This window comes from Streptomyces sp. NPDC053069 (assembly GCF_044546895.1).
In the GTDB taxonomy this organism is placed as follows: Bacteria; Actinomycetota; Actinomycetes; order Streptomycetales; family Streptomycetaceae; genus Streptomyces.
On sequence record NZ_JBITZN010000005.1, the window covers coordinates 49,131 to 74,479 of the forward strand.

Here is a 25,349-nt window from a genome sequence, read left to right on the forward strand (position 1 = left end):
CCGCGTTGTCGTCACTCGCCGACGCTCCGCGTCGACTCCCTCCTCCGCCTTGCAGCTGCACGCACCCGACCCCGCTCGGGTCGGCCGGTCGGCACCGCTCACGGTCTTGTCGGTGTCCCGGAGGAGGCGAGCACCCTCCTGTGCGGCCAGGGACGCGATCACGAACAGCTCGTGCAACTCGTCCGACTCGTCTTCCACTTGGCATCCCTGGGTTCTGGGAAGAAGCAGCGACCCACCCGTACCACGGCGTATCCTGACAGATGATCTGATCAGTAGGGTTCACCGTACCGCTCCGATCGGCGGGTATCACTGCGAACTGCGGCTCCCGGGACGGCCCGTTGGGGCGACCAAGGGGTAACGTGTCGTCAGGGGAGGGGCCGATGACCGCGACGGTGCAGGACGCCGCCGACTGGCTTGGAGACGGTGACACGGGCCGGATTCTGCGTGCCCTGGCCACGAGCGACGAATATCCGGCAGTGAGACAGGCCGCGGTGGCCGCGCTGTCCGAGGGGTGGCGGAACGACCCCGAGACACGGCAGTTGCTGTTCGACCTCGCCGACGACCGGGACATCCGGCGCGTCCACCAGGCGCAGGCCGCCCGCCACGCGCTGGCGACAGCGTGGCCCGGCGACCCTCAGGCGCGTGCCCTCCTGGAGGCGCACGCCGAACACGGGGACGATCTCGCCACCGCTGATCTCGGCACCGGGTGGCCGGGCGACCCGCAGGTCGGCGGTACGCTGCGCGGCCTGGCCGTACGGGGCCGTACGCGCAAGGTGCGGAAGGCCGCCATCGCCGCGCTGGACGCCTGGCGGGGAGACCCGGAGATCGGGGGGTTTCTGCGGCGACTGGCCACCGAGGCCAAGCCCTACGACCTGCGCCTCACGGCCGTCGTTTCACTGGGCCTGGGCTGGGCCGGTGATCCGGACACCGGCGCACTGCTGCGTGACCGCGCCGCCAACGACACCGACCCGGACGTGCGCAGCCACGCCTTCTGGGCGTTGATGGAGGGCCAGTACGACGACTTCGACGGCGCCGAACGGGTGGCACTGGTGCTGGCGGAGCTCAGGTGCGGCGAGGCTGGAAGGGAGGTGGCGATACATCAGGCCCTGCACTATCTCCGCACCCTTGACGCGGCAGATGTCCGCCTGGAAGGGGAGGCGCTCCGTCGGGAGCTGTCCTCGCTCATGATCCGTCCGGCCCTCGACGCCCGTGTGCGCGTCGTGGCCCTGCAAACCCGGCTCGCGCTGTTCGCCGGGGACAGCAGGGGCGCCGAACATGCCGGGGGAGCGGGTGACGTCTCCTTCGAATCGCTGGCGTCGCTGTGCGCCGATGACTGGCGGACCATGCGGGAAGCGGCGCTCGACGCGCTGGTCACCTGGTGGCGCGACGATCGCCGAACCGAGCGCCTGATCCGCACGATCGCCGTCAAGGACCCCTTCTACGATGTCCGGGCTGCGGCGATCTCCGCCCTGGCGGTGATCGCGGCCGGGAGCTCCAAGGCTCAACGCCTGCTGCGCAGGCGCTCCCGCAAGGATCCGGTCCCCGACGTGCGGATGACGGCCGTCGAGGCGCTCGCCGCGGGCTGGCGGGACCACCCGGAAACGGTCGAATGGCTCCGCGACCAGGCGGTGAAGTGCCGGGACAGTTGGATACGAGAGGGCGCGATGCGGGCTCTCGGGGCCCAATGGCCCGGCGACCCCGCGATCGCCGCGTTCCTGCGTGACCGCGCCACATCCGATGACAGCCTGGACGTGCGCGAGGCGGCGCTCGATGCGCTCGCCGCCGGCTGGCAAGACGATCCGCACACCGCGCCGTTCCTGCGCGAGCGTGCCCTCACCGACGAGAGTCAGACCGCGCAGTGCAAAGCGGTCCGTGCCCTGTGCGCCCGATGGCCGGGCGAGTACGACACCCGTGCCGTCCTGCACCACCATCTCAACGCCGGGCACTGGAACGAGATGGTCCGCGATGTCGCCCTGGCCGAACTGGCCGCCGGCTGGCCCGACGACCCCGCCACCGCGTCCGCCCTCGTCCGGCACGCCACGGACGACGAGGCCGCCTCCGTGCGGGAGGCCGCCGTCACCGCGCTGGGGGCCGGCTGGAGGCACGATCCCCGCACCGGTGGAGTGCTCCGCGACTGCGCCGAACACGACCCGGATGACACCGTCCGGCTGGCGGCGGTCCAGGCCCTGGCCCCGCGGCCGGCTGCGCCCGCGCCCGACGGCCCCGCCGATGAGGACGCCGGGTCATAGGGACAACAAAGCCGGCCAGCTCGGGCAACGACTTCCGACTGGAGTACCAGGCCTGTCCGGCGGATCGTGGCGGAGATGCGGGAATGGTGTGTCAAAGGTGCACCGTGATGTTATGAGCGGGTAGTGGCATGTGCTATGTCACACGGCATTGTTGAGCCGGGCGGCCCGCTGAGACAGTGCCTCACACGCCTCAACACCCCACAGAGGCGCATCCCTTCGTGGAGGAATCCAGATGCGCTATCGCTTCGCGCTGCCCAGACGCATGCCCGGCCGCAGGCACCCCCGCACCGGCGGACGCCTGGCCGGCGCCGCGGCCGTCTGCGTCACCGTGACCGGTCTGCTGGCCACGCCGGCACCGGCGGCACCGATGCCGCACTCCGCTGCCACCGCCGCTCCCCACCGGCACACGTCCGTGCCGTCGCCGGCGGGCGCGACCACCGCCGTCACCGAGCATTCCGCAAACCAGGCCCGGCGGCTCAGTCCGGCCCAGCTCCCGCCGCGGGCACCGGCGTTCACCCGCAGCATGGAAGCCGCACCGCGCGGTGTGACCAAGGCGGCCTCGTGCACCCCGGCCGACTTCGGCCGCCGTACCGGATCCGCTCTCGTCTCCTTCGTGAAGGCCTCGTCCACGGACTGCGTGAACACACTGTTCTCGGTCACCGGCAGGGACGCGCACGACATCTTCCGCCAGGCCCAGATGCTGACCGTCGCGAACGCGTACACGCGTGCGGCCGGACAGTACCGCGGCGACAACTCCGGCAGCGTCGAGCAACTGGTCCTCTTCCTGCGCGCCGGCTACTACGTGCAGTTCAACCACTCCGGCGACGTGGGGTCGTACACGCCCCGCCTCACCTCCGCCGTCACGGCCGGCCTGGACGCCTTCTTCGCCCGCTCCCACTCCCGGGACGTCAGCGCGGCCAACGGCGACATCCTCGGCGAGAGCGTCATCCTCACCGACAGCGCCGACCAGCAGGGCCGCTACCTGGACGTCTACCGGCGGCTGCTGAACGACTACGACAGCTCCTACGACTCGGTCGACAGCATGATCCGGGCCGTCAACGACGTCTACACCCCGCTGTGGCGCGGCAACTGGAACCCGGAGTACGTGAAGGCCGTCGAGTCCGACCCGCGCGTCATCGACACCCTGTACGACTTCGCGCTCGCCAACACCGACCAGCTCGGCACCGATCTGGCCTTCCTGGACTCCAATGCCGGGATGAACCTGGCCCGTTACGTCGAGCACCCCGAACTTCAGGACGCTGTCCGGCCCTTGGCCAAGGACGTCCTGGACCGGACCGCGATCACCGGTCCCACCGCCGGGCTCTGGGTCTCCGTCGCCACACAGGCCAACTCCTACGACGGCGCCAACTGCGCCTACTACGACGTCTGCGACCTGGCGGGCAAGCTGACCCGGGCAGTCCTGCCGGTCAGCCGCCACTGTGACGGGAACGTCACCGTCCTCGCCCAGTCGCTGACCGCCGCCGACCTCGACGCCGCCTGCGCGAGCGTGCTGAACCAGAGCGCCTACTTCCGTGGTGTGGTGAAGGCCGACGCAGCGATACCCGGCCAGTACGTCTCCACCATCCAGCTCGTGGTCTTCGCCAGCCGCGCCGACTACCAGACCTATGCCGGGCCGATCTACGGCATCAGCACCGACAACGGCGGCATGACCCTGGACGGCGACCCGACCGACCCGGCCAACCACGTCACGTCGATCATGTACCAGAAGAACTACGACGACGGTTTCACCGCCCGGATCTGGAACCTCAACCACGAGTACACGCACTTCCTCGACGGCCGCGACGACATGAAGGGCGACTTCGCCCAGGAGACCACCGTGCCGGACGTGTGGTGGATCGAGGGCGTGGCCGAGTACATCTCGTACAGCTACCGCGGCCTCGCCGACGACCAGGCGATCCAGGAGGCCGGCAAGCACACCTACAAGCTGAGCACGCTGTTCGAGAACACCTACGAGAACAGCGATGTGATCCGCACCTACCCGTGGGGTTACCTCGCCGTGCGCTACATGGCCGAGAACCACCCCGACGACCTGCAGCGCATGCTCGCCCGCTTCCGGGCCGGTGACTTCGCCGGCGGATACGCCGTCTACCACGACGGCATCGGCACCCGCTACGACGCCGACTTCGACCAGTGGCTCACGGCGTGCGCCGCGGGCGCGTGCGCCAAGCCGACGAAGGCCTGACCGCACCCGCCCGAACACGGCGGCCGCCGACCGGAACCCCGGTCGGCGGCCGCACACATGCTCAGGGTTTCGGCGTCACACCGCCGTCGCCGGGTACGTCGGGTACTCCACGCCCGACACATGCTGGACGACGCGGACGACCTGGCAGGAGTAGCCGAACTCGTTGTCGTACCAGAGGTACAGGATCGCGTTGTCGCCGTCGACCTTCAGCGCGCCGGCGTCCACGATCGAGGCGTGGCGCGAGCCGATGAAGTCGCTGGAGACCGCGTCGGGCGCCGTGATGAAGTCGATCTGGCGCTTGAGCGGCGAGGTCAGCGACACCTCACGGAGGTAGTCGTGGACCTCCTCGCGAGTCGTCTCGCGGGCCAGCTGCAGGTTGAGGATCGCGATCGAGACGTCCGGCACGGGGACGCGGATCGAGCTGCCGCTGATCTTCGCCTTGAGGTCCGGCAGCGCCTTGGCGACGGCGGAGGCGGCCCCGGTCTCGGTGATCACCATGTTGAGCGGCGCGGAGCGGCCACGGCGCTCGGACTTGTGGTAATTGTCCAGCAGGTTCTGGTCGTTGGTGAACGAGTGGACGGTCTCCACATGGCCGCGGAGCACGCCGTACTCGTCGTCCATCGCCTTCAGCGGCGGCACGATGGCGTTGGTGGTGCAGGAGGCGCAGGACAGGATCTGCTCGTCCGGCTTGACGGTGTCGTGGTTGACGCCGTGCACGATGTTCGGGACGTCGCCCTTGCCCGGCGCGGTCAGCACGACCTTCTCGATGCCGGGGCGCAGGTGCTTGGACAGGCCCTCGCGGTCGCGCCACTTGCCGGTGTTGTCGATGAGGATGGCGTCCCGGATGCCGTACTCGGTGTAGTCCACGGCCGACGGGTCGTCGGCGTAGATCACCTTGATGGCGTTGCCGTTGGCCACGATGGTGCTGCTGGCCTCGTCGACGGTGATGGTGCCCTGGAACTGGCCGTGGATGGAGTCGCGGCGCAGCAGCGAGGCGCGCTTGACGATGTCCTCGGCGCCGCCGCCGCGGACCACGATGGCGCGCAGGCGCAGACCGTTGCCGGAGCCGGACTTCTCGATCAGCAGGCGGGCCACGAGCCGGCCGATGCGGCCGAAGCCGTACAGCACGACGTCGCGCGGCTCACGGCGCTCGATCTTGTTCCCACCGGTGGCGCCGGCGACGGCTTCGGCCGTGAACTCCGCCACGCTCAGGCCTCGGTCGTCGGCCTTGTAGGTGGTGGCCAGCATGCCCAGGTCGATCTGCGAGGGCCCGAGGTCGAGCGCGGTCAGGGCCTGCAGGAACGGCATGGTCTCGGTGACCGACAGCTCCGCGCCGGCGATCTGCCGGGCGAAACGGTGCGTCTTGAGGATGCTGACCACCGACTTGTTCACCAAGGAGCGGCTGTGCAGCAGGACGGTCACGTCCCGCTCGCGGTGCAGCTTCCCGATGAGCGGGATCATCGACTCCGCGATCTCCTCGCGGATCTTCCAGTTGGTGAACGAGTCGTCGTTGACAGTCACGGATCCATCTTTCGAGCTAGGCAGCGCTCATATGGTAACCACACCTCTCAGGTGCTCCTCCCGGGGGTGGTGAGGTAAGGGATGTGCACCCATTTCTTGACCAATTCCTGAATCGGGGTGGAAGTGCGTAAGAAACCCGGGTCGCGATTTGCACGTCTTACCCGGCGTGCCCAAGGTCAACAGAGTGAGCACCTCTTCCGTACCCCGGCCGTCCGAGTCGGCCGCCCCTTCCGGTCCCCTCCGCCGCCCCGGCCTGCCGCGGATCACCCGGCGCGGCATCCCCGAGGGAGCGCTGCCGGCTCTAGCCCTGTTCGTGGCCGTCCGGTTCGCCGGGGTCCTCGCGGTGATCCTCATGAACGCGGTCAGGGGCCACCCGCTCCTCAAGACCCTGGCCCACTCCTGGGACTCCCGCTGGTACCTGCACATCGCGGCCCAGGGCTACGGCCACAAGATCTGGATCACACCGCAGGGCGACGTCCAGAGCGACTGGGCGTTCTTCCCGCTGTATCCGTGGCTCATCAGGGCGTTGACCACGGTCCTGCCGTTCACCCCCGGCCAGGCCGCGCTGCTCATCGCCTGGATCGCCGCGGGTGTGGCGGCGTACGGCGTGTACGTCATCGGCCACCACCTCTACGGCCGCGGGGTGGCCACCGCACTGGTCGCGCTGTGGGCCGCCCTGCCGCACTCCGTCGAACTCACCATCGCCTACACCGAGTCGCTGTTCGCCGCGCTCGCCATCTGGTCCCTGTACTGCGTGCTCAAAGGCCGCTGGCTGTGGGCCGGGGCGCTGGCCGCGCTGGCGGGACTGTCGCGGCCGAGCGGTTTCGCGATCGCCGTGGCCGTCGCCCTCGCCGCCGGGTACGAGGCGCTGCGGCAGCGCGGCCGGGTCCCGGTGAGCCTGTGGGCCGGTGCCGTACTGGCGCCGCTGGGCTGGCTCGGCTATGTGCTGTGGGTGGGCAGCCGGATAGGAGACATGCTCGGCGGCTACTTCAAGGTGCAGAGCGCCTGGGACTCCCGCTTCGACTTCGGCGCCGGATCGGTGCGCTTCCTCAAAGCCCTGCTGCTGTACGGCGGGGGTGTCGTCTACCCGGCGGCCCTGATGATCGTCGTGATCGGTGTGCTGCTGTTCGCGCTGCTGTGCCTGGAACGGGCCCCGCTGGTCCTCGTGGTCTTCGCCGGGGTCCTGGTCCTGCTCGTGGTCGGCGGCTCCGGCTCCTTCTCCTCCAAGCCGCGGTTCCTGCTGCCCGCCTTCCCGCTCCTCATCCCCATGGCCCGCGCCCTGGCCCGCAGTTGGCGGCACCGGCCGGCCCACGCCGTGGTCGTCTACGGAGCCCTGACCGTCGTGTCCCTGTTGTTCGGCGCCTATGTGACGGCGGTGGCCCACTCCCCGCTGTGAGCCACCGCCGGCTCGTCACACGGACTGCCGCTCCCGCCCGCCCCGACGAACGCCGCCCAGGGCGGCGAGTGCGAAGGTCACCAGCAGGGCGCCGACCCAGCCCGGCGAGCGGCGGCCGAGGCCGCCGTCGATCACGGCGCCGCCCAGCACCGGCCCCGGGGCGGCGCCGGCGTTCAGCGCCGACGTCGCGAACGCACCCGCGAGCGACGGGTCGTCCGTGGCCTCGTACAGCATCCGGCTGATCAGCGTCGCACCGACCCCGAACACGGAGAGGCCCTGGGCAGGACGAGGAGGACGGTCGCCACGGTGTGCCCGGCGGCCGGTGCGAGCAGCGGCCGGCCGGTGAGCAACGCGGCCCCGGCCCGCCAACCCTGAAGCGCACGTGCTTGCCACCCGGTTTACGGCGGATCCGGGCCAGACAGGTGCCGGGGGGTACCGGCACCGGGGATACGGGGGCCTGCCGCAGTGTGCCGCTCGCCCGCCTCGTGATCGGCTTGCCGTGACACAGGCCGGGGACGGGGAGGCGAACGGATGCGGGACAGGGTCGGGCGTGCGGCGTGGATCGCGGGGGTGGCGCAGTTCTTCGTGTGCCACGGCCTCGCCGAGTCGGCGTGGGCACGGCCGTACAGCTGGGCGCGGAACAACATCAGCGATCTCGGCAACGCGCGCTGCGCCTGGCAGGCCGAGCCCGAGCCGCGGTATGTCTGCTCTCCCCGCCACGCCCTGATGAACACCTCGTTCGTCACCGTCGGCCTGCTGCTCGTCGCCGGTGTCGCGCTGACGGGCTCGCTCTGGCGGCGCGGCAGCGCGGCGGTCCTGTGCCGGGTGCTGCTCGCGGGGGCCGGCGTCGGGTTCGTGCTGGTCGGGTCGGCACCCGCGGACGTGCACGAGAACCAGCACGTGCTCGGCGCCGTGTTGATCATGGTGACCGGCAACACGGGCCTGCTGCTGACCGGATTCGTTCTCGCCGACGGCGTGCCGCGCCTGCTGCGGTGGGGGAGTGCGGTGCTCGGCGGTGTCGCTCTCGTCGCCTTCGGGCTCTTCCTCTCCCACCACTACCCGGGGCTCGGCATGGGCGGCATGGAACGGGTCGCCGTGCTGCCGCTCCTGGTGTGGACGGCCGCCTCCGGCCTGCACGGGCTGATCCGCGGGGGCACCGTGCGAACGCCGTGAATCGGGGTAGGCGGGGGGACGCCCGAGGAAAGGATCGTCATGACGACCTACGTGATCAGCGTTCCCGGCACCTTCACCGCGGATGTCGGGACCAGTACCCGCAGCCGCCTGGCCGCGTCGCTCAGGCCCGCCGATCCGCACGGCACGCGGATGGGCAGCGCCGAGGATCTCGACGTGCTCAGCGTCAACGAGGACAACACCTTCACGCTCCGCCTGACCGTGGAGGCCGACACCGGTCCGCATGCCGAGCAGGAGGCCCGTCGGCTGGCCGACTCCGCTCTGCACGACGCGGGACTGGACGAACGGAGCGCGCCGCTGGGACCGGCCGTGATCACCGGGATCGACTCCGAGGTGCGCTGACCGGGAGCCGTACCGCGCCCCACCCGCAGGGCGAGATCTTCCGATATAGGTAAAATCTAGGCGTTTGCCGAACATGCAGGCGGCCGGTCAGGGAAGACCACCGCCCCGCCGGAAGTGATCGATGCCCCGCAAGCGCTCCACGGACGAAGGCGACGAGCTGCTGGCCAGGCTCGGCTCGCTCACCGCCCAGGCACGGGAGCGCGCGGAGCTGCAGCGCACCCAGGTCGAGCTGGCCATCGCCCTGCAGCGCGGCATGCTCCCCCGGGACCTGCCCACGGCACCGGGCCTGCATCTCGCCGTCCGCTACGCACCGGCCAACCTCGGTCTCAATGTGGGCGGCGACTGGTACGACGCGTTCACCCTCCCCGACGGCCGGATCGGGCTGTCCATCGGCGACGTCCAGGGGCACAACATCGAGGCCGCCGCCTTCATGGGCCAGGTGCGGGCCGGACTGCGCGCCCTCGCCTCCGTCACCGGCGAGCCGGGCGAACTCCTCGCCCGCACCAACGACCTGCTGGTCTCGCTGGGCAGCGAACTGTTCGCCACCTGCACCTTCATGCGCCTCGACCTGGCCACCGGAGTGCTGGAGAGCGCACGGGCCGGCCATATCCCGTTCGTGTGGGCCACGGCGGACGGCAGGTCCGGCGTCGTCGACGCGGAGGGAGGGCCGCCGCTCGGCATCGACAAGGGCATGGAGTTCCCGGTCAGCCGACACCGGCTCACCACGGGCGGTGTGTTCGTGCTGCTCACCGACGGCGTGGTGGAGGGCCCCTCGCTGACCGTCGAGGACGGCCTCGACCAAGTGGTGCGCCTCGCCGGTATCGCCGCCGTCGCCGGCCTGGAGGCGCCCGCGCTGGCCGCCGCCGTGATCAAGGGCGCGGAGAGCGTCGGGCACGAGGACGACGCGGCCGTCCTCGTCGTCGGCCTGGACGGAATCCGCACATGACCCGCCCCGACCGCCGGGCCACCGCGCCATTCGGCCCCATCGTGACGGAGCCGTGGGTCCGGCGTCGTCCGGATCCGGCGCCGACCGGGGCGGCCCGCCGCCGCTCGACCGGGGCGGGGATTCAGCCATAGGGCCGGACGGCACCGCCTCTCGCCTCGCCGACCCGGGGCCGCCGGTGTGAGATGGCTGCTGTGGTGGGTTTCCAGGTTCTGCGCCGGCCAGGCGGTTACGCCGTCCAGGTACTGGCGGTCGCGGCCTGCTACTACGCCGCCGCCCGGCTCGGACTCGTGCGCGAACTCACCGTCGAGGGCGCCGTCGTCACCCCCATCTGGCCGCCGACGGGCGTCGCCGTCGCCGCCCTGCTGATCCTGGGGCTGCGCTGCTGGCCCGGCATCACGATCGGCGCCTTCTTCGCCGTGATGTCCGTCACCAGTTTCCGCCCCGACGTGCTGATCACCCTCGCCGGCCAGACCGGCGCACCGGTGTGCGCGGCGCTTCTGCTGCGCCGCGCCCGCTTCCACACCGACCTCGGCCGGTTGCGGGACGGCATCGCCCTGGTGTTCCTGGGCGCACTGACGGCCACGCTGATCAGCGCCACCGTCGGCGTGGGCCTCCTGGTTCTCACGGACAAGCTCGACGCGGCGGACTTCTGGCTCGTCTGGCTGGCCTGGTGGGTGGGCGACGCCATGGGCGTCCTGATCGTCACCCCGCTCCTGCTGTTGCTGCACCGCGCGCGCCGGCCGCTGCCCCTGGCCCGGTGGAAGGAGGCGACCGCGTTGACCGTCGTCGCCTGCTGTCTGGTGCCGTTGGCCGTCTACAGCACGGTCAGCCTGCTCTTCCTCGTCTACCCGCTCCTCATCTGGGCCGCCCTGCGCTTCCAGCTGGCGGGCAGTGCGCTGTCCGCGCTGCTGACGTCCGTGCTGGCCACCGTCGCGGCGACGGACGGCGTCGGCTCCTTCACCGGGCTCAGCCGGATCGAGGTCATGGCGAAGCTCCAGGCGTTCAACGGCTCCATGGCCCTGACCGCGCTCCTGCTGTCCGCGCTGATCACCGAGCAGCGCAACACCCGGCGCTCGGTGGAGAGGGCCTGCCAGGAACTGGTCGAGGTACTGGAACACCTCACCGCCGGCGAAGCCCCGCCGCCCCGGCCGCAGCCGGACGCCGAGAACGCCGAGAACTTCCCGAACACGGACGGCCGGGGCTGACCGACCGGGCCCCGTCACACAGGAACGGGAGAGCCAGGACACCGCGGTCCCGCTTCACCGGCCGGAGCGCTTCACCGGCCCTCGTCGTCGCCGCCCGGCTCCGCGGAGCCCGTACCTGACGTGGTGTCCCGCTGCACCGGCGGATGTGCGGAGCCGGTGGCGCCGGCCTGGCCCCCGCCGGTCGTGCCGTAGCCGCCCGGGATGCCCGGCGGCGCGTCCGCGACAGCGTGGGCCTCGCTCACGTGCCGCCGGGCCCGGATCCCCGCCCGGCGCTCCGGGTACGGGTGGTCGAACGGCTCGGCGGAGGCACGCTCGCGCTCCGTCTCGCGCCGGCGGTGTGCGGCGCGCTCGGCGGCCGTGGCCCTTTCGTCCTGCCGGCCGCGGTCCTCGCCGGCGTGTACGCGCTCCTTGTCGTTCATGCGGCGTCGAGTACCCGGGCGGTGGCCGCCGCCAACCCGGCTCCCGGCGTGTCGAACGGCCGGTCCGGGGCACTGGGAGACGATGGGCGCAGCCCGGACGGGCCCGGGCCGGACCGGAGGGACAGCGGCGGCATGGAGCAGCGGACGGCGAGCGCGGCCGAACAGCGGACCGGGGCGGCCCAGCCCGGCCCGGCCGCCCCGCAACGGCGTTCCGGCACGACCGCAGGACCACGGAATCACACCGCACGGCCGCCGGAGGGCTCCGCAGGGCCGCCGGAGGACTGTGGTCGGCCGCTGGGGGATTCCGCACGGCCGCCGGAGGACTGTGCACGGCTGTCGGAGGATTCCGTACGGCCGCCGGACGGCGCCGACGTGCGCCGTCGTATTCCGCGCACCGACCGTCTGCTGCGCGACCCCCGCCTGGCCGCAGCCGTGGACCGGCTCGGCGTCGGCGTGGTCAAGGCTGCCGTGCACGAGGCGCAGCGGCGGGCCCGCGAGAAGACCGTCCCGCCCGAGCAGGTCCTGCAGACCGCCCTCGCCCTGCTGCCCGGTACCGCGAGCGGGCTGCGCCCGGTGCTCAACGCCACCGGAGTGCTGCTGCACACCAACCTCGGCCGGGCCCCGCTGTCTGATGCCGCCCGGCAGGCCGTGCAGGAGGCCGCCGGGCCCACGGACGTCGAACTGGACCTGGTGACCGGCGTACGCGCCCGCCGTGGCCGTTCCGCCCTCGCCGCCCTGCGCGAGCGGGTGCCGGCCGCCGGGGCGGTGCACGTCGTCAACAACGGCGCCGCCGCGCTGGTGCTCGCCGCCACCGCCCTCGCAGCCGGCAAGGAGATCGTCGTGAGCCGGGGCGAGATGGTGGAGATCGGGGACGGCTTCCGCCTGCCCGACCTGCTCGTCACGACCGGCGCCCGGCTCCGCGAGGTCGGTACGACCAACCGCACGACCGCCGCCGACTACGCCACCGTGATCGGCCCGGACACCGGGTTCGTGCTCAAGGTGCATCCGTCCAACTTCCGTATCACCGGCTTCACGCAGTCCGCCGAGGTCACCGACCTCGCCGCTCTCGGTGTGCCGGTCGTCGTCGACATCGGCTCGGGGCTGCTCGCCCCGCATCCGGCGCTGCCTCAGGAGCCCGATGCCGAGACGCAGCTGCGCGCGGGCGCCGCGCTCGTCACCGCGAGCGGCGACAAACTGCTCGGCGGCCCCCAGTGCGGACTGCTGCTCGGTGACCGGGACCTCGTCCGCGCCCTCGCCCGGCACCCGCTGGCCCGCGCCCTGCGCGTCGACAAACTGACCCTGGCCGCGCTGGAGGCCACCCTCACCGGCCCGCCCACCCCGACCGCCCTCGCCCTCACCGCCGACCCGGCCCGCCTGCGCGCCCGCGCCGACCGGCTGGCCGACAGCCTCGCCGCCGACGGCATCGACGTACGGGCCGTCGAGTCCGCCGCGACCGTCGGCGGCGGCGGAGCCCCCGGGGTCACCCTGCCCAGCGCCGCCCTGTCCCTGCCCGAGCCGTACGCCGCCGCGCTGCGCACCGGCCGCGACCCGGTCGTCGGACGGCTGGAGGCGGGTCGCTGCCTGCTGGATCTGCGGGCGGTGCCCGAGCAGGACGACGAACGGCTGGCCGATGCCGTGCGCTCGGCCCGGCCCGCCGGGGAAGGGCGGGCGTGATGCGGGTGCTCGCCACCGCCGGCCATGTCGACCACGGCAAGTCCGCCCTGGTACAGGCCCTCACCGGCATGGAGCCCGACCGCTACGAGGAGGAGCGCCGCCGCGGACTCACCCTCGATCTGGGCTTCGTGTGGACCCGGCTCGGCCCGGACGGGGACCACCTCGCCTTCGTCGACGTCCCAGGGCACGAACGCTTCGTGCCCACCATGCTGGCCGGAGTGGGACCGGTGCCCGCCGTGCTGTTCGTGGTCGCCGCCGACCAGGGCTGGCAGCCCCAGTCCGAGGAGCACCTGGCCGTCCTCGACGCGCTCGGCGTCCGGCACGCCGTCCTCGCGGTGACCCGCAGCGACCTCGCCGACCCCGGACCCGTGCGCGCCGACGCCGTCGAACGGCTGGCCCGGACCTCCCTCGGCAAGGTGCCCGCGGTCGAGGTGAGCGCGGTCACCGGCGCCGGACTCGACGAGCTGCGCGATGAACTGGCGCGACTGGCAGGTGAGTTGACGGACCCCGACCCCGACGCCGATGTACGGCTCTGGCTCGACCGGGCCTTCACCGTGCGCGGACACGGCACCGTCGTGACCGGCACGCTCGGCGCGGGCACCCTGCGCATCGGCGACCGGCTGGTCACCGGGGACGGTACGGCCGTGCTCCGGGTGCGCGCGCTGCAGACGCTGCAGGAGGAGCGGACGGAGGTCAGCGGCGTGGCCCGCGTGGCGGTCAACGTGCACGGACCGGGCGACGACCGCCTGCGCCGGGGTCAGGTGCTGCTGACCCCGGACCGCTGGCTGAGCAGTGAGGTGACGGACGTCCGGGTCACCGGTGAGCCGGTCGCCGACCTGCCCCGCTCCGTCACCCTGCACATCGGCACCGCCGCCGTACCGGTGGCCGTACGCCCGCTCGGCGAGGACACCGCCCGGCTCACCCTCGCCCGGGGGCTGCCCCTGCGGGTCGGCGACCGCGCGGTGCTGCGCGAACCCGGTGGCAGCCGCATGCCCTGCGGTGTCACGGTCCTCGACGTACGGCCGCCCCGGCTGACCCGGCGCGGCGCCGGCCGGGCCCGCGCGGCGGAACTCGCGGGCATGACCGGCCGTCCCGACGGCACCGCCGAACTGCGCCGCCGCAAGCTGATCCGGTGCGCCGACCTGAGGGCGATGGGCGTTCCGCCACCTGCCGCACCCGAGGTCCAGGCCCCAGCGGGCACCGCCGGCCGGCGAACCGGCGAAGGGCGGTCCCCTGCCCACACCGTCGCCGGGGACTGGGTGGCCGATGCGGCCTACTGGAACGCCCTGAAGGACCGGCTGGCCACCGAGGTCGGCCGGCATGCCCGCGCGCACCCGCTGGAGCCCGGTCTGCCCGCCGAGGCGGCCCGCCGGCTGCTCGGCCTGCCCGACCGTGCCCTGGTCGACGCGCTGGCCGGGGCAACACCCCGACTCCACGCCCGCCAGGGCCGCTTGTACCGCTCGGACAGCCTCCGGCCCGCCCTGCCGCCGCCCGTCCAGGCCGGCGTGGACGCGGTGCGCGACGACCTCACCCGTGCGCCGTTCCGCGCGCCGGAGGCCGGCCGGCTCGCCGAACTCGGCCTGGACCGCAAGGCGTTGGCCGCCGCCGTCACGGCCGGCGCCCTGCTGCGGATCGCCGACGGGATCGTGCTGCTGCCCGGCGCCGACACCGAGGCCGCCGCCGTGCTGCGCACCCTGCCCCAGCCGTTCACGCTCAGCGAGGCCCGGCGCGCCCTGGACACCACCCGCCGGGTGGCCGTACCGCTGCTGGAGTTCCTGGACGTCCACGGCCACACCGAACGCGTCGACGACCAGCGCAGACGCTGCCGCACCGACGCGGTGAACGGAGGCGGACGGGAATCGAACCCGCCGGCCCGAGATCCTCGGGCCCCTCGGTTTTGAAGACCGGGAGGGCCACCAGGCACCCACACGCCTCCCCGCACGTCAGGCTACTGCCCCAGGAGACCGCCGGTATGACATCGACATCCCCGCCGATCGGCCGGGCGCCCGTCCGGCTCACCCAGTACGCCCACGGCGGCGGCTGCGCCTGCAAGATCCCGCCCGGAGAGCTGGAGGAGGTGGTCGCCGGGCTGACCGTGCCCCCGCTCGCCGGAGGCGACACCCCGCTGCTCGTCGGACTCGCCACCGGGGACGACGCCGCCGTCGTCACCCACCGGGGCACGGCGGTCGTCTGTACGGCCGACTTCTTCACCCCGGTCGTGGACGACCCCTACGACTGGGGACGCATCGCCGCCGCCAACGCGCTGTCCGACGTGTACGCGATGGGCGGCAGGCCGGTGCTCGCGGTGAACCTGCTGGCCTGGCCCCGCGACCGGCTTCCCTTCGACCTGGCCCGCGAGGTGCTGCGCGGCGGCCTGGACATCGCCACCGAGGCCGGCTGTCACGTCGGCGGCGGGCACAGCGTCGACGACCCGGAACCGAAGTACGGCATGGCCGTCACCGGCCTCGCCGACCCCGAGCGGCTGCTGCGCAACGACGCCGGACGGCCGGGCATGCCGTTGTCGCTGACCAAGCCGCTGGGCGTGGGGGTGCTGAACAACCGGCACAAGGTCACCGGCGAGCGGTTCGAGCAGGCCGTCGCCACCATGACGGCGCTCAACCGGGACGCCGCCGAGGCCGCGCTCGCGGCCGGGGCCACCTGCGCCACCGACGTCACCGGGTTCGGTTTCCTCGGCCATCTGCACAAGCTGGCCCGCGCCTCCGGCGTGACCGCCGTGGTCGACACGGCCGCCGTGCCCTACCTGGACGGGGCGCGGGAGGCCGTCCGGGACGGCTACGTCAGCGGTGGCACCCGGCGCAACCTCGAATGGGTCGCCCCGCACACCGACTTCGGGACCACCGACGCCGACACCCGGCTGCTGCTGGCGGACGCCCAGACCTCCGGCGGGCTGCTCGTCGCGGGCGAGGTGCCCGGAGCGCCGGTGGTGGGGGAACTGGTGCCGCGCGGCTCCCACTCCCTGGTGCTCAGGTGACTCAGGGCTCCGTGCCCGTGTGCTCGTCGATGCCCGCCCGGATCCGGTAGGCACGCACCAGTTCCACGGACGCCGGACCCCGTGGCCGGCGGCCCGGGCGGATGTCCACGGCGAACGCCTTCGACTCCTGGATGTGCGTGTTCGGGTCCAGGGAGAGATGCAGCAGTTCGTTGGCCGCGTCGCCGGTGCTGTAGCCGTTGGGACCCCAGTGGTAGGGCAGGCCCACCTGGTGCAGCCGCCGCCCCTGCACGGTCAGCGGCGCCATCCGGTCGGTCACCAGCACCCGCGCCTCGATCACCCCGCGCGCGCTGACGATCGTCGCCCACCCGGTGTGCTCCAGACCCCGTTCGGCCGCGAGCTCGGGGGAGACCTCGCAGAAGAACTCCGGCTGCAGCTCGGCCAGGTACGGCTGCCAGCGGGACATGCCGCCCGCCGTGTGGTGCTCGGTCAGCCGGTAGGTGGTGGCCACGTACGGGAACACCTCCGCGCCGGGCTCGTCACCGCTCGGCTGGTAGCGGTTGTCGCGCACCGTGGGCATCAACTGCCGTACCGGGTTGCGCTGTTGGTCGTGGAGCAGGTTCGGGAACGGCGAGTCCTGCGGTTCGTAGTGGGTCGGCAGCGGGCCGTCGGTGAGCCCGGACGGCACGTACAGCCAGGCCTTGCCGTCGGCCTGCATGATGAACGGGTCCGTACCGGACAGCGCCTCCGGGCCGGTCGCGTCCTCGGGCGGCCGGTGATCGGGCGACTTGTCCTTCTTGAAGTCGGGCACGTCGTGCCCGGACCACTCGCCCTTCTCCGGGTCCCACCACACCAGCGCCTTCCGCTCGCTCCACGGCCTGCCGTCGGGATCGGCGGAGGCGCGGTTGTACAGGATGCGCCGATTGGCGGGCCAGGCCCACGCCCACTCGGCCGCCACCCAGTCCTGCTCCCGTCCGGGCTTGCGGCGGGCCGCCTGGTTGACGCCGTCGGCGTAGACACCGCAGTAGATCCAGCAGCCGCAGGTCGTCGAGCCGTCGGGCTTCAGCTGCTCGTACGACGAGAGCGGGTTGCCGTCGGCGTCATGGCCGTTGATCTCGGCGAGGACGGCCTCCGCGTCCGGCTCGGCGTGCCGCCCCCGCGTCGGATAGCCCCAGGCCAGATCGAGCACCGGGCGGTCCATCTCGTCGGTGGACCCGGCCAGCTTCTCCCGGATGATCCGCCCCAGGTGGTACGTGAACCACAGGTCGCTGCGCGCCTCGCCGGGCGGTTCGACGGCCTGGTGGTGCCACTGCAGCAGCCGCTGGGTGTTGGTGAAGCTGCCGTCCTTCTCGGTGTGCGCGGCGGCCGGCAGGAAGAACACCTCGGTGCGGATGTCCTCCGTACGCAGCTCCCCGGTCTCGGTCTCCGGGCCGTCCTTCCACCAGGTCGCCGACTCGATCAGCGAGAAGTCGCGGACCACCAGCCAGTCCAGGTTCGCCATGCCGAGCCGCATCAGCTTGGAGTTGGCGTTGCCCACCGCGGGGTTCTCACCGAACAGGAAGTAGCCCTTGCAGGTGCCCTCCCGCTGGGCCATGGCCGTCTCGTACGCGGAGTGGGAGCCGGTGAGCCGGGGCAGGTAGTCGAAGCAGAAGTCGTTCTCGTCGGTGGCCACCTCGCCCCAGTACGCCTTGAGCAGACTCACCAGGTACGAGCGCATGTTGCCCCAGTAGCCCTTGTGAGCCGCCTCGGCCTGCACAAAGGCGTCCAAGTCCTGGTTCTGGTGGGCGTGCGGCATCGGGATGTAGCCCGGCAGCAGGTTGAACAGCGTCGGGATGTCCGTGGAGCCCTGGATCGAGGCGTGTCCGCGCAGCGCGAGGATGCCGCCGCCCGGCCGGCCGATGTTGCCGAGCAGGGTCTGCAGCACGCAGGCGGCCCGGATGTACTGCACTCCGACCGTGTGCTGCGTCCAGCCGACCGCGTACGCGAACGCCGTGGTCCGCTCGCGCCCGGAGTTCTCCGTGACCAGCTCGCACACCTGCCGGAACAGATCCTGCGGCACCCCGCAGACCTGCTCGACCATCTCCGGTGTGTAGCGGGCGTAGTGCCGCTTGAGCACCTGGAAGACACAGCGCGGATGGGTGAGCGTCTCGTCCCGCTCGGGCTCGCCCTCGCCGATCACCGCGCCGCCGGAACCGTGCGCCTCGCCGCGCGCCGCCTCGGTCACCGAACTGCCGCCGCCGGTGCGCTCCTCGTACTCCTGGTCGCGCTCGCCGGAGGCCGCCTGGATCTCGGTGCCCTCGTACTGCCAGCTGCTGTTGTCGTAGGAGCGGCTGTCGGCGTCGAGACCGGAGAAGACACCCGCCAGGTCCTCGGTGTCGCGGAAGTCCTCCCGCAGGATCACCGGGGCGTTGCTGTACGCCACGACGTAGTCGCGGAAGTACTTCTCGTGCGTGAGGACGTAGTGGATGATCCCGCCGAGGAAGGCGATGTCGCTGCCCGCACGCAGCGGGACGTGCAGGTCCGCGAGCGCGCTGGTGCGGGTGAAGCGCGGATCGACATGGATCACCTTCGCGCCCCGCGCCTTGGCCTCCATCACCCACTGGAACCCGACCGGATGGCACTCGGCCATGTTCGAGCCCTCGATGACGATGCAGTCCGCGTTCTGCAGGTCCTGCTGGAAGGTGGTCGCGCCGCCGCGTCCGAACGAGGTTCCCAGACTGGGAACGGTGGAGGAGTGTCAAACACGCGCCTGGTTCTCGATCTGGATCGCTCCGAGCGCGGTGAACAACTTCTTGATCAGGTAGTTCTCTTCGTTGTCGAGCGTGGCCCCGCCGAGGCTGGCGATGCCGAGCGTGCGCCGGGTGCGGGTCTCGTCGACCTCCCACTCCCAGCCGGCCCTGCGCGCCTCGATCACCCGGTCGGCGATCATGTCCATCGCCGTGTCGAGGTCCAGGCGCTCCCACTCGGTGCCGTGCGGGCGCCGGTAGAGGACCTGGTGCTCGCGTGCGTCGCCGGTCGTCAGCTGCAGGCTCGCCGCGCCCTTGGGGCACAGCCGGCCGCGCGAGATGGGGGAGTCCGGATCGCCCTCGATCTGGGTGACCTGCTCGTCCTGGACGTAGACGTTCTGGCCGCAGCCCACCGCACAGTACGGGCAGACGGACTTCACCACGCGGTCGGCCGTGGCCACCCGGGGCTGCAGGCGCTCACTGCGCCCGCTCTTCGCGGCAGCGCCCCGGCCCAGCGGGTCGGTGCCCGTCAGCTGGCGGTAGACCGGCCAGGAGTCGATCCAGGTGCGTACGCCCACGACCACTCCTTCCGCCCGGTCCCCTGATTTTCCCGCATGCGCGCGGCCACGGCATCTCGCGCCCTGGTGAGCCGCGGAGTACCCCGGCCGGGCGGGGCCAAACGGCGCCGGCAGGTGTGAGTCCCCCCAGCCGGGAAACCCCGCCGCTGGTGTGTCGGCGCACGGACCGTACCCGATGATCGTAATGTCCGGTTGGTTGCGGCCCTGAGTGAGGTGACGGGAGTGATCGCATGAGCGTCAGGGTCATCGAGGCGTGGGCGGCGGCGCGGTGAGGCAGCGTCATGTCTTCGGGACCGTCTTCACGCTGGAGTGGATCGTCGCCGGCGGCGTGTTCCTGGTGATCCTCGGCGTGCTCGTCCGGGCGCTGGTGAGACGGCGGACCGAAGCCTCCGACCGGCCCGAGCGCCCCCGGCTGGAGGCCTTCTACGCCGGAGCCCTCGTCGCCTTCGCCGTCTTCCTGGTGGCCTGGACCGCCTGGCAGAACCACGAGGAACAGCACACGGCCGACCCCGGGCCCCTGCGCGTGGACATCACCGGCTTCCAGTGGTGCTGGACCTTCGGCCATCCGCAGTCCCCGGCCCACCGCCGCGTCTCCGGCACCTGCAAGGGCAAGGACATCCCGACGCTCGTCGTACCGACCGGGCGCACCTTGCAGTTCCGCGTCACCGCGCGGGACGTCATCCACTCCTTCTGGGTGCCGGACCTGCGCTACAAGATGGACGCCTTCCCGCACCACGAGAACACCTTCACCCTCACCCTGGACCGGGAGGGCCGCTGGCGCGGCAGGTGCGCGGAGTTCTGCGGGCAGCGGCACTACGCCATGGACTTCTGGATCAAGGCGGTCCCGCCCCGGGACTACGACCGCTGGGCGCACGGCGGGACCGGTGCCGTATGACGGTCGCGCCGCCCGCCGCCGGTCAGCGCGACGACGCCGGCCGTCCCGTCCCGCCGGGCAGCTGGCTCGGCTGGGTCACCACCACCGACCACAAGCGCATCGGCCTGCTGACCGTCGGCACATCCCTGGTCCTCCTGCTGGTCTACGGCGTGTTCGCCCTGCTCATGCGCAGTCAGCTCGCCCAGCCCGACGAGAACCTCCTCACCCCGCAGACCTACGACCAGCTGTTCACCCTCCACGGCTCCGGGATGATCTACCTGGTCATGACGCCGTTCGCCCTCGGCATGGGCGTCTACCTGGCGCCCCTGCAGATCGGCGCCCCCGCCATCGCGCTGCCCCGCCTCACCCTCCTCGGCCACTGGCTCTACGTCCTCGGCGCGCTCACCATGCTCGCCGGCTTCGCCACACCCACCGGGGCGCACGCCGACGGCTGGTTCTCCTACCCGCCGATGGCCGACAGCGAGCACTCGCCGGGCGCCGGCACGGATCTGTGGATCGCGGGCGTCCTCCTCGCCGTCACCGGCACCATCCTCATGGGCTGGGCGGTGCTGTGGACCGTCCTGCGCCGCCGCACCCGCGGGATGACCATGCTGCGGTTGCCCGTGTTCTGCTGGGCGATGATCGCCACCTGTCTGATGGTGATCGGCGCCTTCCCGGCCCTGCTCGCCGCGCTCATCCTGCTCGCCGTGGGCCGCGCCGACGCCTCCGTCTTCGCGTCCAACGTGTGGAACATCGGCTACCAGCACCTCTTCTGGTTCTACGGCCACCCGGTCGTGTACGTGATGTTCTTCCCCTATCTCGCCGCCGTCGCCGAGGTGCTGGCCGTGTTCTCCGGCCGCCGCTTCTTCGGCTACAAGGGCACCGCGCTGTCGCTGCTGGTGTTCGCCGCGCTGTCGATGAGCGTGTGGGGCCACCACATGTTCGCCACCGGCCAGGCCGCCAACGACTACTACTCCCTGACCTCCATCGCCCTGCTCGTCCCCGCGGGCGTGGAGTACTTCGGCATGCTCGGCACGATCCTCGGCGTTCCCGAAGGTCACCGGCACGCTCCTCGACGAGGGCCTGGGCCGGCTGCACTTCTGGCTGCTGGTGATCGGCACCAACCTGACCTTCCTGCCGATGTTCGCCCTCGGCTACCTCGGCATGCCACGCCGGGTCGCCACCTACGCCGTCTTCGACGGCTTCGGACTGCTCAATCTGCTGGCGAGCATCGGCGCCGCCTTCCTCGTGGCCGGCATGACCGTGTTCGCCGTCAATGTGCTCCGGACACTGCGCAGGCGTTCACTCGGGCGGGCCGAGCCGGCCGGTGACGACCCGTGGGAGGCGCACACCCTGGAGTGGACCACCGCCTCACCCCCGCCGCCCCTCAACTTCCCCGCCGGCCGCCCGCTCGTGCCCGTCAGCAGTTTCGCCCCGCTGCTCGACCTGAGGCGGCGGGAGAGGAGCGGCACATGAAACGGCACCTGTCCGCCGTGCTGGTCGCCGGCTGGGGCCTGCTGAACGGTGTCCTCCTCGCCGTGCTCGCGGTCTACGGCGAGAGCGCGCTGGTCTTCCGGCTGTGGGGCGGAGTCGTCCTCGTCCTCGAACTGGCGGCACTGCTCGTGCTGTTGTCCTCGCGCAGGGCGCCCGACCAGCACGTCCGCTACCACGTCCCGGACCGGGGCGGGGGCGCGGTCCCGCCCGCCGCGTTCGGCCTGCTGCTCGTGGCGCTCTGCTTCGTCTACGGCCGTTGGCTGCTGGTCGTCGCTGTACCTCTGCTGGCCGTGTCGGCGGCCATGGCGGTGCGGGGCACGACGGCCCGGGAGAGGTGACGCCGGATGGACCGTATGGCGCACATGTCCGTCGTCCCGATGGCCGCCTCCGCGCTGCTGGCCGCTGCCGTGGTCCCGGGCGTCGTCCATGTCCTGCGGCGCTCCCCGCTGTGGGAGCGGATCAGCGTGCCCGCGCCCGTGGCCCTGCCCCTGCTGGTGCTGGTCCACGCGTGGGCCGTACTCGGCGCGTTCGCCGGCCTGCGTGCTCCCGGTGGCGCCCTCGTCACCGAACCGGTGCTCCTGGCGGCCGCCGTGCTGTTCTGGCTCCCGGTCGCCGCCCGCACCCGGCACCGCCTGGACGACCCCGGCCGCTGCCTGTACCTGTTCCTCGCCACACCCCTGCTGGACCTGCCCGCCGTGGGCGTCGTCGCCACGGGCCACTCGGCGGCCGGCCTCGCCATGATCGTCGGCATGCTGCCCCTCGGTGTCGCGGCGGCGGCCCTCACCTGGTCCTGGGTGAACCGGGAGGAGCGCGAGGCACAGAGCCCGGCCCTGCCCGCGCACGGAGGTGACCCGTATGCCCGCTGACCTGCGCCCCCGCGTCCTGCTGTTCGACGTCAACGAAACACTCACCGACATGGCCCCGCTCGCCGCCCGTCTGGAGCACGTCGGTCTGCCCGGCCATCTCCTCGCCACCTGGTTCGCCGGAGTGCTGCGCGACGGCGTGGCCCTCACCCTCGCCGGCGGCCACGCGTCCTTCGCCGCCGTCGCCGGGGACGGACTGCGGGCGCTGGCGGCCGGCGAAGAGGGCGCCACCGACCCGGAACAGGCCGCGGCCCACGTCCTCGCCGGGCTGCGGGAGCTGCCCCTGCACCCGGACGTGCCCCAAGGGGTACGTGCCCTTCACACGGCCGGCTTCCGACTCGCCACCCTGACGAACGGCTCGGCCGACACCACCCGCGCGGTGCTGGACAGGGCCGGACTGACCGAGTGCTTCACCACCCACCTGGACGTGGCGGGCCCGGGCCGCTGGAAGCCCGCGCGCGAGGCCTACGCCTACGCCCTGGACGCCGTGGGAGTGACCGCCGGTGAGGCCCTGTTGGTCTCGGTGCATCCGTGGGACATCGACGGCGCCGCCCGCGCGGGCCTGACCACCGCCTGGCTGCGCCGGACATCGCACCCCTACCCCTCGGTGGCGCACCCCGCCGGCCTGACCGCCACCTCGCTGCCCGACCTGGCGGCCCGGCTCGGGGCCGAGTAGGTCAGTGGCCGCGTGCGGCGAGCCGTTCGCGCTGTGGTACGACCGTGTACTTGGGGTCCTCGGCGGAGGCCACCCCGGCGTGGAAGACGCCGAAGCGCAGGGCCGCCGAGCCGGTGAGCAGGGCGGCTCCGGCCGCCAGGGCGGGGCGCCGGTCCCGTCCGCCGAACAGGGCGAGGGCCGCGCCGCCCGCCGTCAGCAGCTCCGCCGCGCGCAGAAACCGGTGCGGCCCGCCCCGCTCGAAGGGCTCGGCGGCCAGGCCCATGCGCCGCTTCATCGTCCGGAAGGCCCCGAGCTCCAGCGCGGCCCCGAGGACGGCCATCCGGCGCGCGGGCCCCGCCTGAGCGGTCGGAGCCGCCGCCAGGGCCAGACCCGACGCGGCCGTGGCGGCGGAACCCGCGAACACGAACGGCAGTTCGCGGTAGCCCTCGTGCCAGGAGGGCACCGCCGTGTCCGAGAGCAGGACTGCGGTGTACGTCGCCACCGCCGGGCCGAGGACGGCGCCGGCCGCCGTCGCCGCCGAGCCCAGCAGCCGGCAGCGGCCCGTCACCTCGGTGGCCGCCGCGGTCAGCGTCAGCGGCGCGTACCCCGCCAGCAGCCAGGAACCCACGCTCATGGGGGAGGTCGGCTTGAGGACCCGCAGCATGTTCAGGAAGCGTGCCGGGCGGCCCAGGTCGTGCACCAGCGCGGCCAGCGAGAGCGAGATGGCCCCGGCCGCCCCGAGCTTCGCCGGTGCCGCGAGCCCCGGCCGGCCGGTGACCTGGCCCCCGGCCGCGAGCAGCGACGACGCCCCGGCCAGGCCGCCCAGGTAGAGATAGCCCGCGATGTCCAGGGGCTTCCATGTCGGCTTGTTGAGCACGGGCTTGCCGTAGTACGACGAGAAGGCGGCGTCCGGCACCATCGGCTGCTCGCCCCGCCCGCGCCGACGCCGGCGGCGACCCGCGTGCGCGCCCGTCGTCGCCTCCCGGCCGGGCCGCGCGCCCTGTACGCCGTTCCGCGTGACGTCCGACTCGCTCATCGCGGCCTCCGTACGAAACTGCCGACGGCGAGTGCGGCCAGGGAGGCGGCGGCCAGGGCCGCGTGCCGCCACATGTCGGGCAGGTCCCGGGTGGTGACCACCGGGTCCGGGGGCAGGCCGTAGACCTCCGGCTCGTCCAGCAGCAGGAGGAACGCCCCGTCGCCGCCGACCCCGTCCTCGGGGCTCTCGCCGTACAGCCGGGCGTCGGTCACGCCGGCCGCGTGCAGCTGCGCCACCCGGGCCCGGGCCCGCTCGCGCAGCTCCTCCAGCGGGCCGAACTGGATGGAGTCCGTGGGGCAGGACTTGGCACAGGCGGGCTCCATGCCGACGCCGAGCCGGTCGTAGCACAGCGTGCACTTCCACACCCGGCCGTCGTCCTCGCGCTGGTCGATGACGCCGTACGGGCAGGCGGGCACGCAGTAGCCGCAGCCGTTGCAGATGTCCTCCTGCACGACGACCGTGCCGAACTCGGTGCGGAACAGCGCCCCGGTCGGGCACACGTCCAGGCAGGCCGCATGCGTGCAGTGCTTGCACACGTCCGAGGCCATCAGCCAGCGCAGCTCGGTGCGGCCGTCGGGGGAGACGGGAGAGATCTGCCCGGCGGGCGCGCCCCCGGGGGCCCGGCCGGGCGGGGGAGTGGTGGCGCCGGGACCGGGAGAGGCGGCATCGGTGCCGAGGCGCGCGGCGGCGGCGAACACGTCGACGTCCTCGTGCGCGACCCCGGGCTCCTGCCCGCCGAACGGCTTGCGCTGCTCGATGAAGGCCACGTGCCGCCATGTGTCGGCACCCAGCCCCTGGGTGTTGTCGTAGGACATGCCGGTCAGTTCGAGGCCGTCCTCCGGGATGGCGTTCCACTCCTTGCAGGCCACCTCGCACGCCTTGCAGCCGATGCACACGGAGGTGTCGGTGAAGAAGCCCATCCGCGGCGGGGCGCCCGGCCAGCCGGAGTCACCGGCCACGTCCGGCTGCGGGCCGTACAGCAGGTTTCCGCGGACCTCGTCGCCCTCGCTCATCCCCGTACCTCCTC

General features: G+C 72.5%; 21 protein-coding genes, 1 tRNA gene and 3 pseudogenes. 17 read left to right on the forward strand and 8 right to left on the reverse strand.

The window, feature by feature from the left end; genetic code table 11:
* The first annotated feature begins 380 nt into the window (after positions 1-380).
* Positions 381-2,249: a HEAT repeat domain-containing protein gene (locus tag ACIGXP_RS12765; RefSeq protein WP_399767365.1), complete on the forward strand. Its 1,869-nt coding sequence runs from the start codon at positions 381-383 to the stop codon at positions 2,247-2,249.
* Positions 2,250-2,481: 232 nt separating this feature from the next.
* Positions 2,482-4,452, forward strand: coding sequence for a collagenase (locus ACIGXP_RS12770; RefSeq protein WP_399767368.1), 1,971 nt, complete (start codon positions 2,482-2,484; stop codon positions 4,450-4,452).
* Between the two features lie 75 nt (positions 4,453-4,527).
* Here ACIGXP_RS12770 and ACIGXP_RS12775 read toward each other — a convergent pair whose 3' ends face one another.
* Positions 4,528-5,973: a glyceraldehyde-3-phosphate dehydrogenase gene (locus ACIGXP_RS12775; protein WP_363220295.1), complete on the reverse strand. Its 1,446-nt coding sequence runs from the start codon at positions 5,971-5,973 to the stop codon at positions 4,528-4,530.
* A gap of 166 nt (positions 5,974-6,139) precedes the next feature.
* Between ACIGXP_RS12775 and ACIGXP_RS12780 the strand changes: the two genes are divergently transcribed.
* Positions 6,140-7,369, forward strand: a complete 1,230-nt coding sequence (locus ACIGXP_RS12780) for a hypothetical protein (protein WP_399767373.1) — start codon at positions 6,140-6,142, stop codon at positions 7,367-7,369.
* Positions 7,370-7,384: 15 nt separating this feature from the next.
* Here ACIGXP_RS12780 and ACIGXP_RS12785 read toward each other — a convergent pair whose 3' ends face one another.
* Positions 7,385-7,636, reverse strand: coding sequence for a hypothetical protein (locus tag ACIGXP_RS12785; protein WP_399767375.1), 252 nt, complete (start codon positions 7,634-7,636; stop codon positions 7,385-7,387).
* A gap of 264 nt (positions 7,637-7,900) precedes the next feature.
* On the opposite strand from ACIGXP_RS12785, the gene ACIGXP_RS12790 reads away from it, so the two are divergent.
* The 4 genes from ACIGXP_RS12790 to ACIGXP_RS12805 all read left to right on the forward strand — a co-directional run bounded on the left by ACIGXP_RS12790 (position 7,901) and on the right by ACIGXP_RS12805 (position 11,053).
* The gene (locus tag ACIGXP_RS12790; RefSeq protein WP_399767378.1) at positions 7,901-8,542 is read left to right on the forward strand and encodes a DUF998 domain-containing protein; all 642 of its coding nucleotides are present in this window, start codon (positions 7,901-7,903) and stop codon (positions 8,540-8,542) included.
* 39 nt (positions 8,543-8,581) lie between these two features.
* Complete coding sequence (locus ACIGXP_RS12795; protein ID WP_363220299.1) at positions 8,582-8,902, forward strand: hypothetical protein; 321 nt, start codon at positions 8,582-8,584, stop codon at positions 8,900-8,902.
* Positions 8,903-9,023: 121 nt separating this feature from the next.
* Positions 9,024-9,848 carry a PP2C family protein-serine/threonine phosphatase gene (locus ACIGXP_RS12800; RefSeq protein ID WP_399767381.1) on the forward strand — a complete coding sequence of 275 codons (825 nt, stop codon included), beginning with the start codon at positions 9,024-9,026 and terminating at the stop codon, positions 9,846-9,848.
* A 182-nt stretch (positions 9,849-10,030) separates the two neighbouring features.
* Positions 10,031-11,053 (forward strand): MASE1 domain-containing protein, encoded by a 1,023-nt coding sequence (locus ACIGXP_RS12805; protein ID WP_363219248.1) that lies wholly within the window; start codon positions 10,031-10,033, stop codon positions 11,051-11,053.
* A gap of 71 nt (positions 11,054-11,124) precedes the next feature.
* On the opposite strand, the gene ACIGXP_RS12810 is transcribed toward ACIGXP_RS12805, so the two are convergent.
* Positions 11,125-11,472, reverse strand: coding sequence for a hypothetical protein (locus ACIGXP_RS12810; protein WP_399767384.1), 348 nt, complete (start codon positions 11,470-11,472; stop codon positions 11,125-11,127).
* A 132-nt stretch (positions 11,473-11,604) separates the two neighbouring features.
* On the opposite strand from ACIGXP_RS12810, the gene selA reads away from it, so the two are divergent.
* Both selA and ACIGXP_RS12820 read left to right on the forward strand, forming a co-directional pair.
* Positions 11,605-13,146 carry an L-seryl-tRNA(Sec) selenium transferase gene (selA, locus tag ACIGXP_RS12815; protein ID WP_399767386.1) on the forward strand — a complete coding sequence of 514 codons (1,542 nt, stop codon included), beginning with the start codon at positions 11,605-11,607 and terminating at the stop codon, positions 13,144-13,146.
* Positions 13,146-13,619 (forward strand): annotated as a pseudogene (locus tag ACIGXP_RS12820) (GTP-binding protein); the annotation flags it as partial. The gene selA and the pseudogene ACIGXP_RS12820, both read left to right, overlap by 1 nt.
* Before the next feature lie 284 nt (positions 13,620-13,903).
* On the opposite strand, the gene ACIGXP_RS12825 reads toward ACIGXP_RS12820, so the two are convergent.
* Positions 13,904-14,227: a hypothetical protein gene (locus tag ACIGXP_RS12825; RefSeq protein ID WP_363219246.1), complete on the reverse strand. Its 324-nt coding sequence runs from the start codon at positions 14,225-14,227 to the stop codon at positions 13,904-13,906.
* A 70-nt stretch (positions 14,228-14,297) separates the two neighbouring features.
* Between ACIGXP_RS12825 and ACIGXP_RS12830 the strand changes: the two are divergent.
* Positions 14,298-14,954 (forward strand): annotated as a pseudogene (locus tag ACIGXP_RS12830) (SelB C-terminal domain-containing protein); the annotation flags it as partial.
* Positions 14,955-14,989: 35 nt separating this feature from the next.
* Here ACIGXP_RS12830 and ACIGXP_RS12835 read toward each other — a convergent pair.
* A tRNA-Sec gene (locus ACIGXP_RS12835) sits at positions 14,990-15,082 on the reverse strand.
* Between the two features lie 36 nt (positions 15,083-15,118).
* Between ACIGXP_RS12835 and selD the strand changes: the two genes are divergently transcribed.
* Positions 15,119-16,138 carry a selenide, water dikinase SelD gene (gene selD, locus ACIGXP_RS12840; RefSeq protein WP_399767389.1) on the forward strand — a complete coding sequence of 340 codons (1,020 nt, stop codon included), beginning with the start codon at positions 15,119-15,121 and terminating at the stop codon, positions 16,136-16,138.
* 1 nt (position 16,139) lies between these two features.
* Here selD and fdh read toward each other — a convergent pair whose 3' ends face one another.
* The gene (gene fdh / locus ACIGXP_RS12845) at positions 16,140-19,400 is read right to left on the reverse strand and encodes a formate dehydrogenase (RefSeq protein WP_399767392.1); all 3,261 of its coding nucleotides are present in this window, start codon (positions 19,398-19,400) and stop codon (positions 16,140-16,142) included.
* Between the two features lie 268 nt (positions 19,401-19,668).
* On the opposite strand from fdh, the gene ACIGXP_RS12850 reads away from it, so the two are divergent.
* From ACIGXP_RS12850 to ACIGXP_RS12875, 6 genes and pseudogenes are all read left to right on the forward strand, one after another.
* On the forward strand, positions 19,669-20,295 hold the full coding sequence (locus tag ACIGXP_RS12850; protein WP_399767395.1) for a cytochrome c oxidase subunit II: 627 nt from the start codon (positions 19,669-19,671) through the stop codon (positions 20,293-20,295).
* Positions 20,292-21,255: pseudogene (locus ACIGXP_RS12855) on the forward strand (cbb3-type cytochrome c oxidase subunit I); the annotation flags it as partial. The gene ACIGXP_RS12850 and the pseudogene ACIGXP_RS12855, both read left to right, overlap by 4 nt.
* A 111-nt stretch (positions 21,256-21,366) precedes the next feature.
* The gene (locus ACIGXP_RS12860; protein ID WP_399768398.1) at positions 21,367-21,750 is read left to right on the forward strand and encodes a cbb3-type cytochrome c oxidase subunit I; all 384 of its coding nucleotides are present in this window, start codon (positions 21,367-21,369) and stop codon (positions 21,748-21,750) included.
* The gene (locus tag ACIGXP_RS12865) at positions 21,747-22,106 is read left to right on the forward strand and encodes a hypothetical protein (protein WP_399767398.1); all 360 of its coding nucleotides are present in this window, start codon (positions 21,747-21,749) and stop codon (positions 22,104-22,106) included. The genes ACIGXP_RS12860 and ACIGXP_RS12865 overlap by 4 nt, the downstream gene beginning before the upstream one ends.
* A 6-nt stretch (positions 22,107-22,112) precedes the next feature.
* Entirely contained in the window at positions 22,113-22,634 is a 522-nt protein-coding gene (locus tag ACIGXP_RS12870; protein WP_399767401.1) for a hypothetical protein, read from the forward strand.
* Positions 22,624-23,307: a haloacid dehalogenase type II gene (locus ACIGXP_RS12875; RefSeq protein ID WP_399767404.1), complete on the forward strand. Its 684-nt coding sequence runs from the start codon at positions 22,624-22,626 to the stop codon at positions 23,305-23,307. Before ACIGXP_RS12870 ends, ACIGXP_RS12875 begins: the two co-directional genes overlap by 11 nt.
* A 1-nt stretch (position 23,308) precedes the next feature.
* Here the strand turns inward: ACIGXP_RS12875 and nrfD are convergent, their stop codons facing one another.
* Both nrfD and ACIGXP_RS12885 read right to left on the reverse strand, forming a co-directional pair.
* Positions 23,309-24,322 carry an NrfD/PsrC family molybdoenzyme membrane anchor subunit gene (gene nrfD / locus ACIGXP_RS12880; protein WP_399767407.1) on the reverse strand — a complete coding sequence of 338 codons (1,014 nt, stop codon included), beginning with the start codon at positions 24,320-24,322 and terminating at the stop codon, positions 23,309-23,311.
* On the reverse strand, positions 24,319-25,335 hold the full coding sequence (locus ACIGXP_RS12885; protein ID WP_399767410.1) for a 4Fe-4S dicluster domain-containing protein: 1,017 nt from the start codon (positions 25,333-25,335) through the stop codon (positions 24,319-24,321). Before ACIGXP_RS12885 ends, nrfD begins: the two co-directional genes overlap by 4 nt.
* Positions 25,336-25,349: the final 14 nt, after the last annotated feature.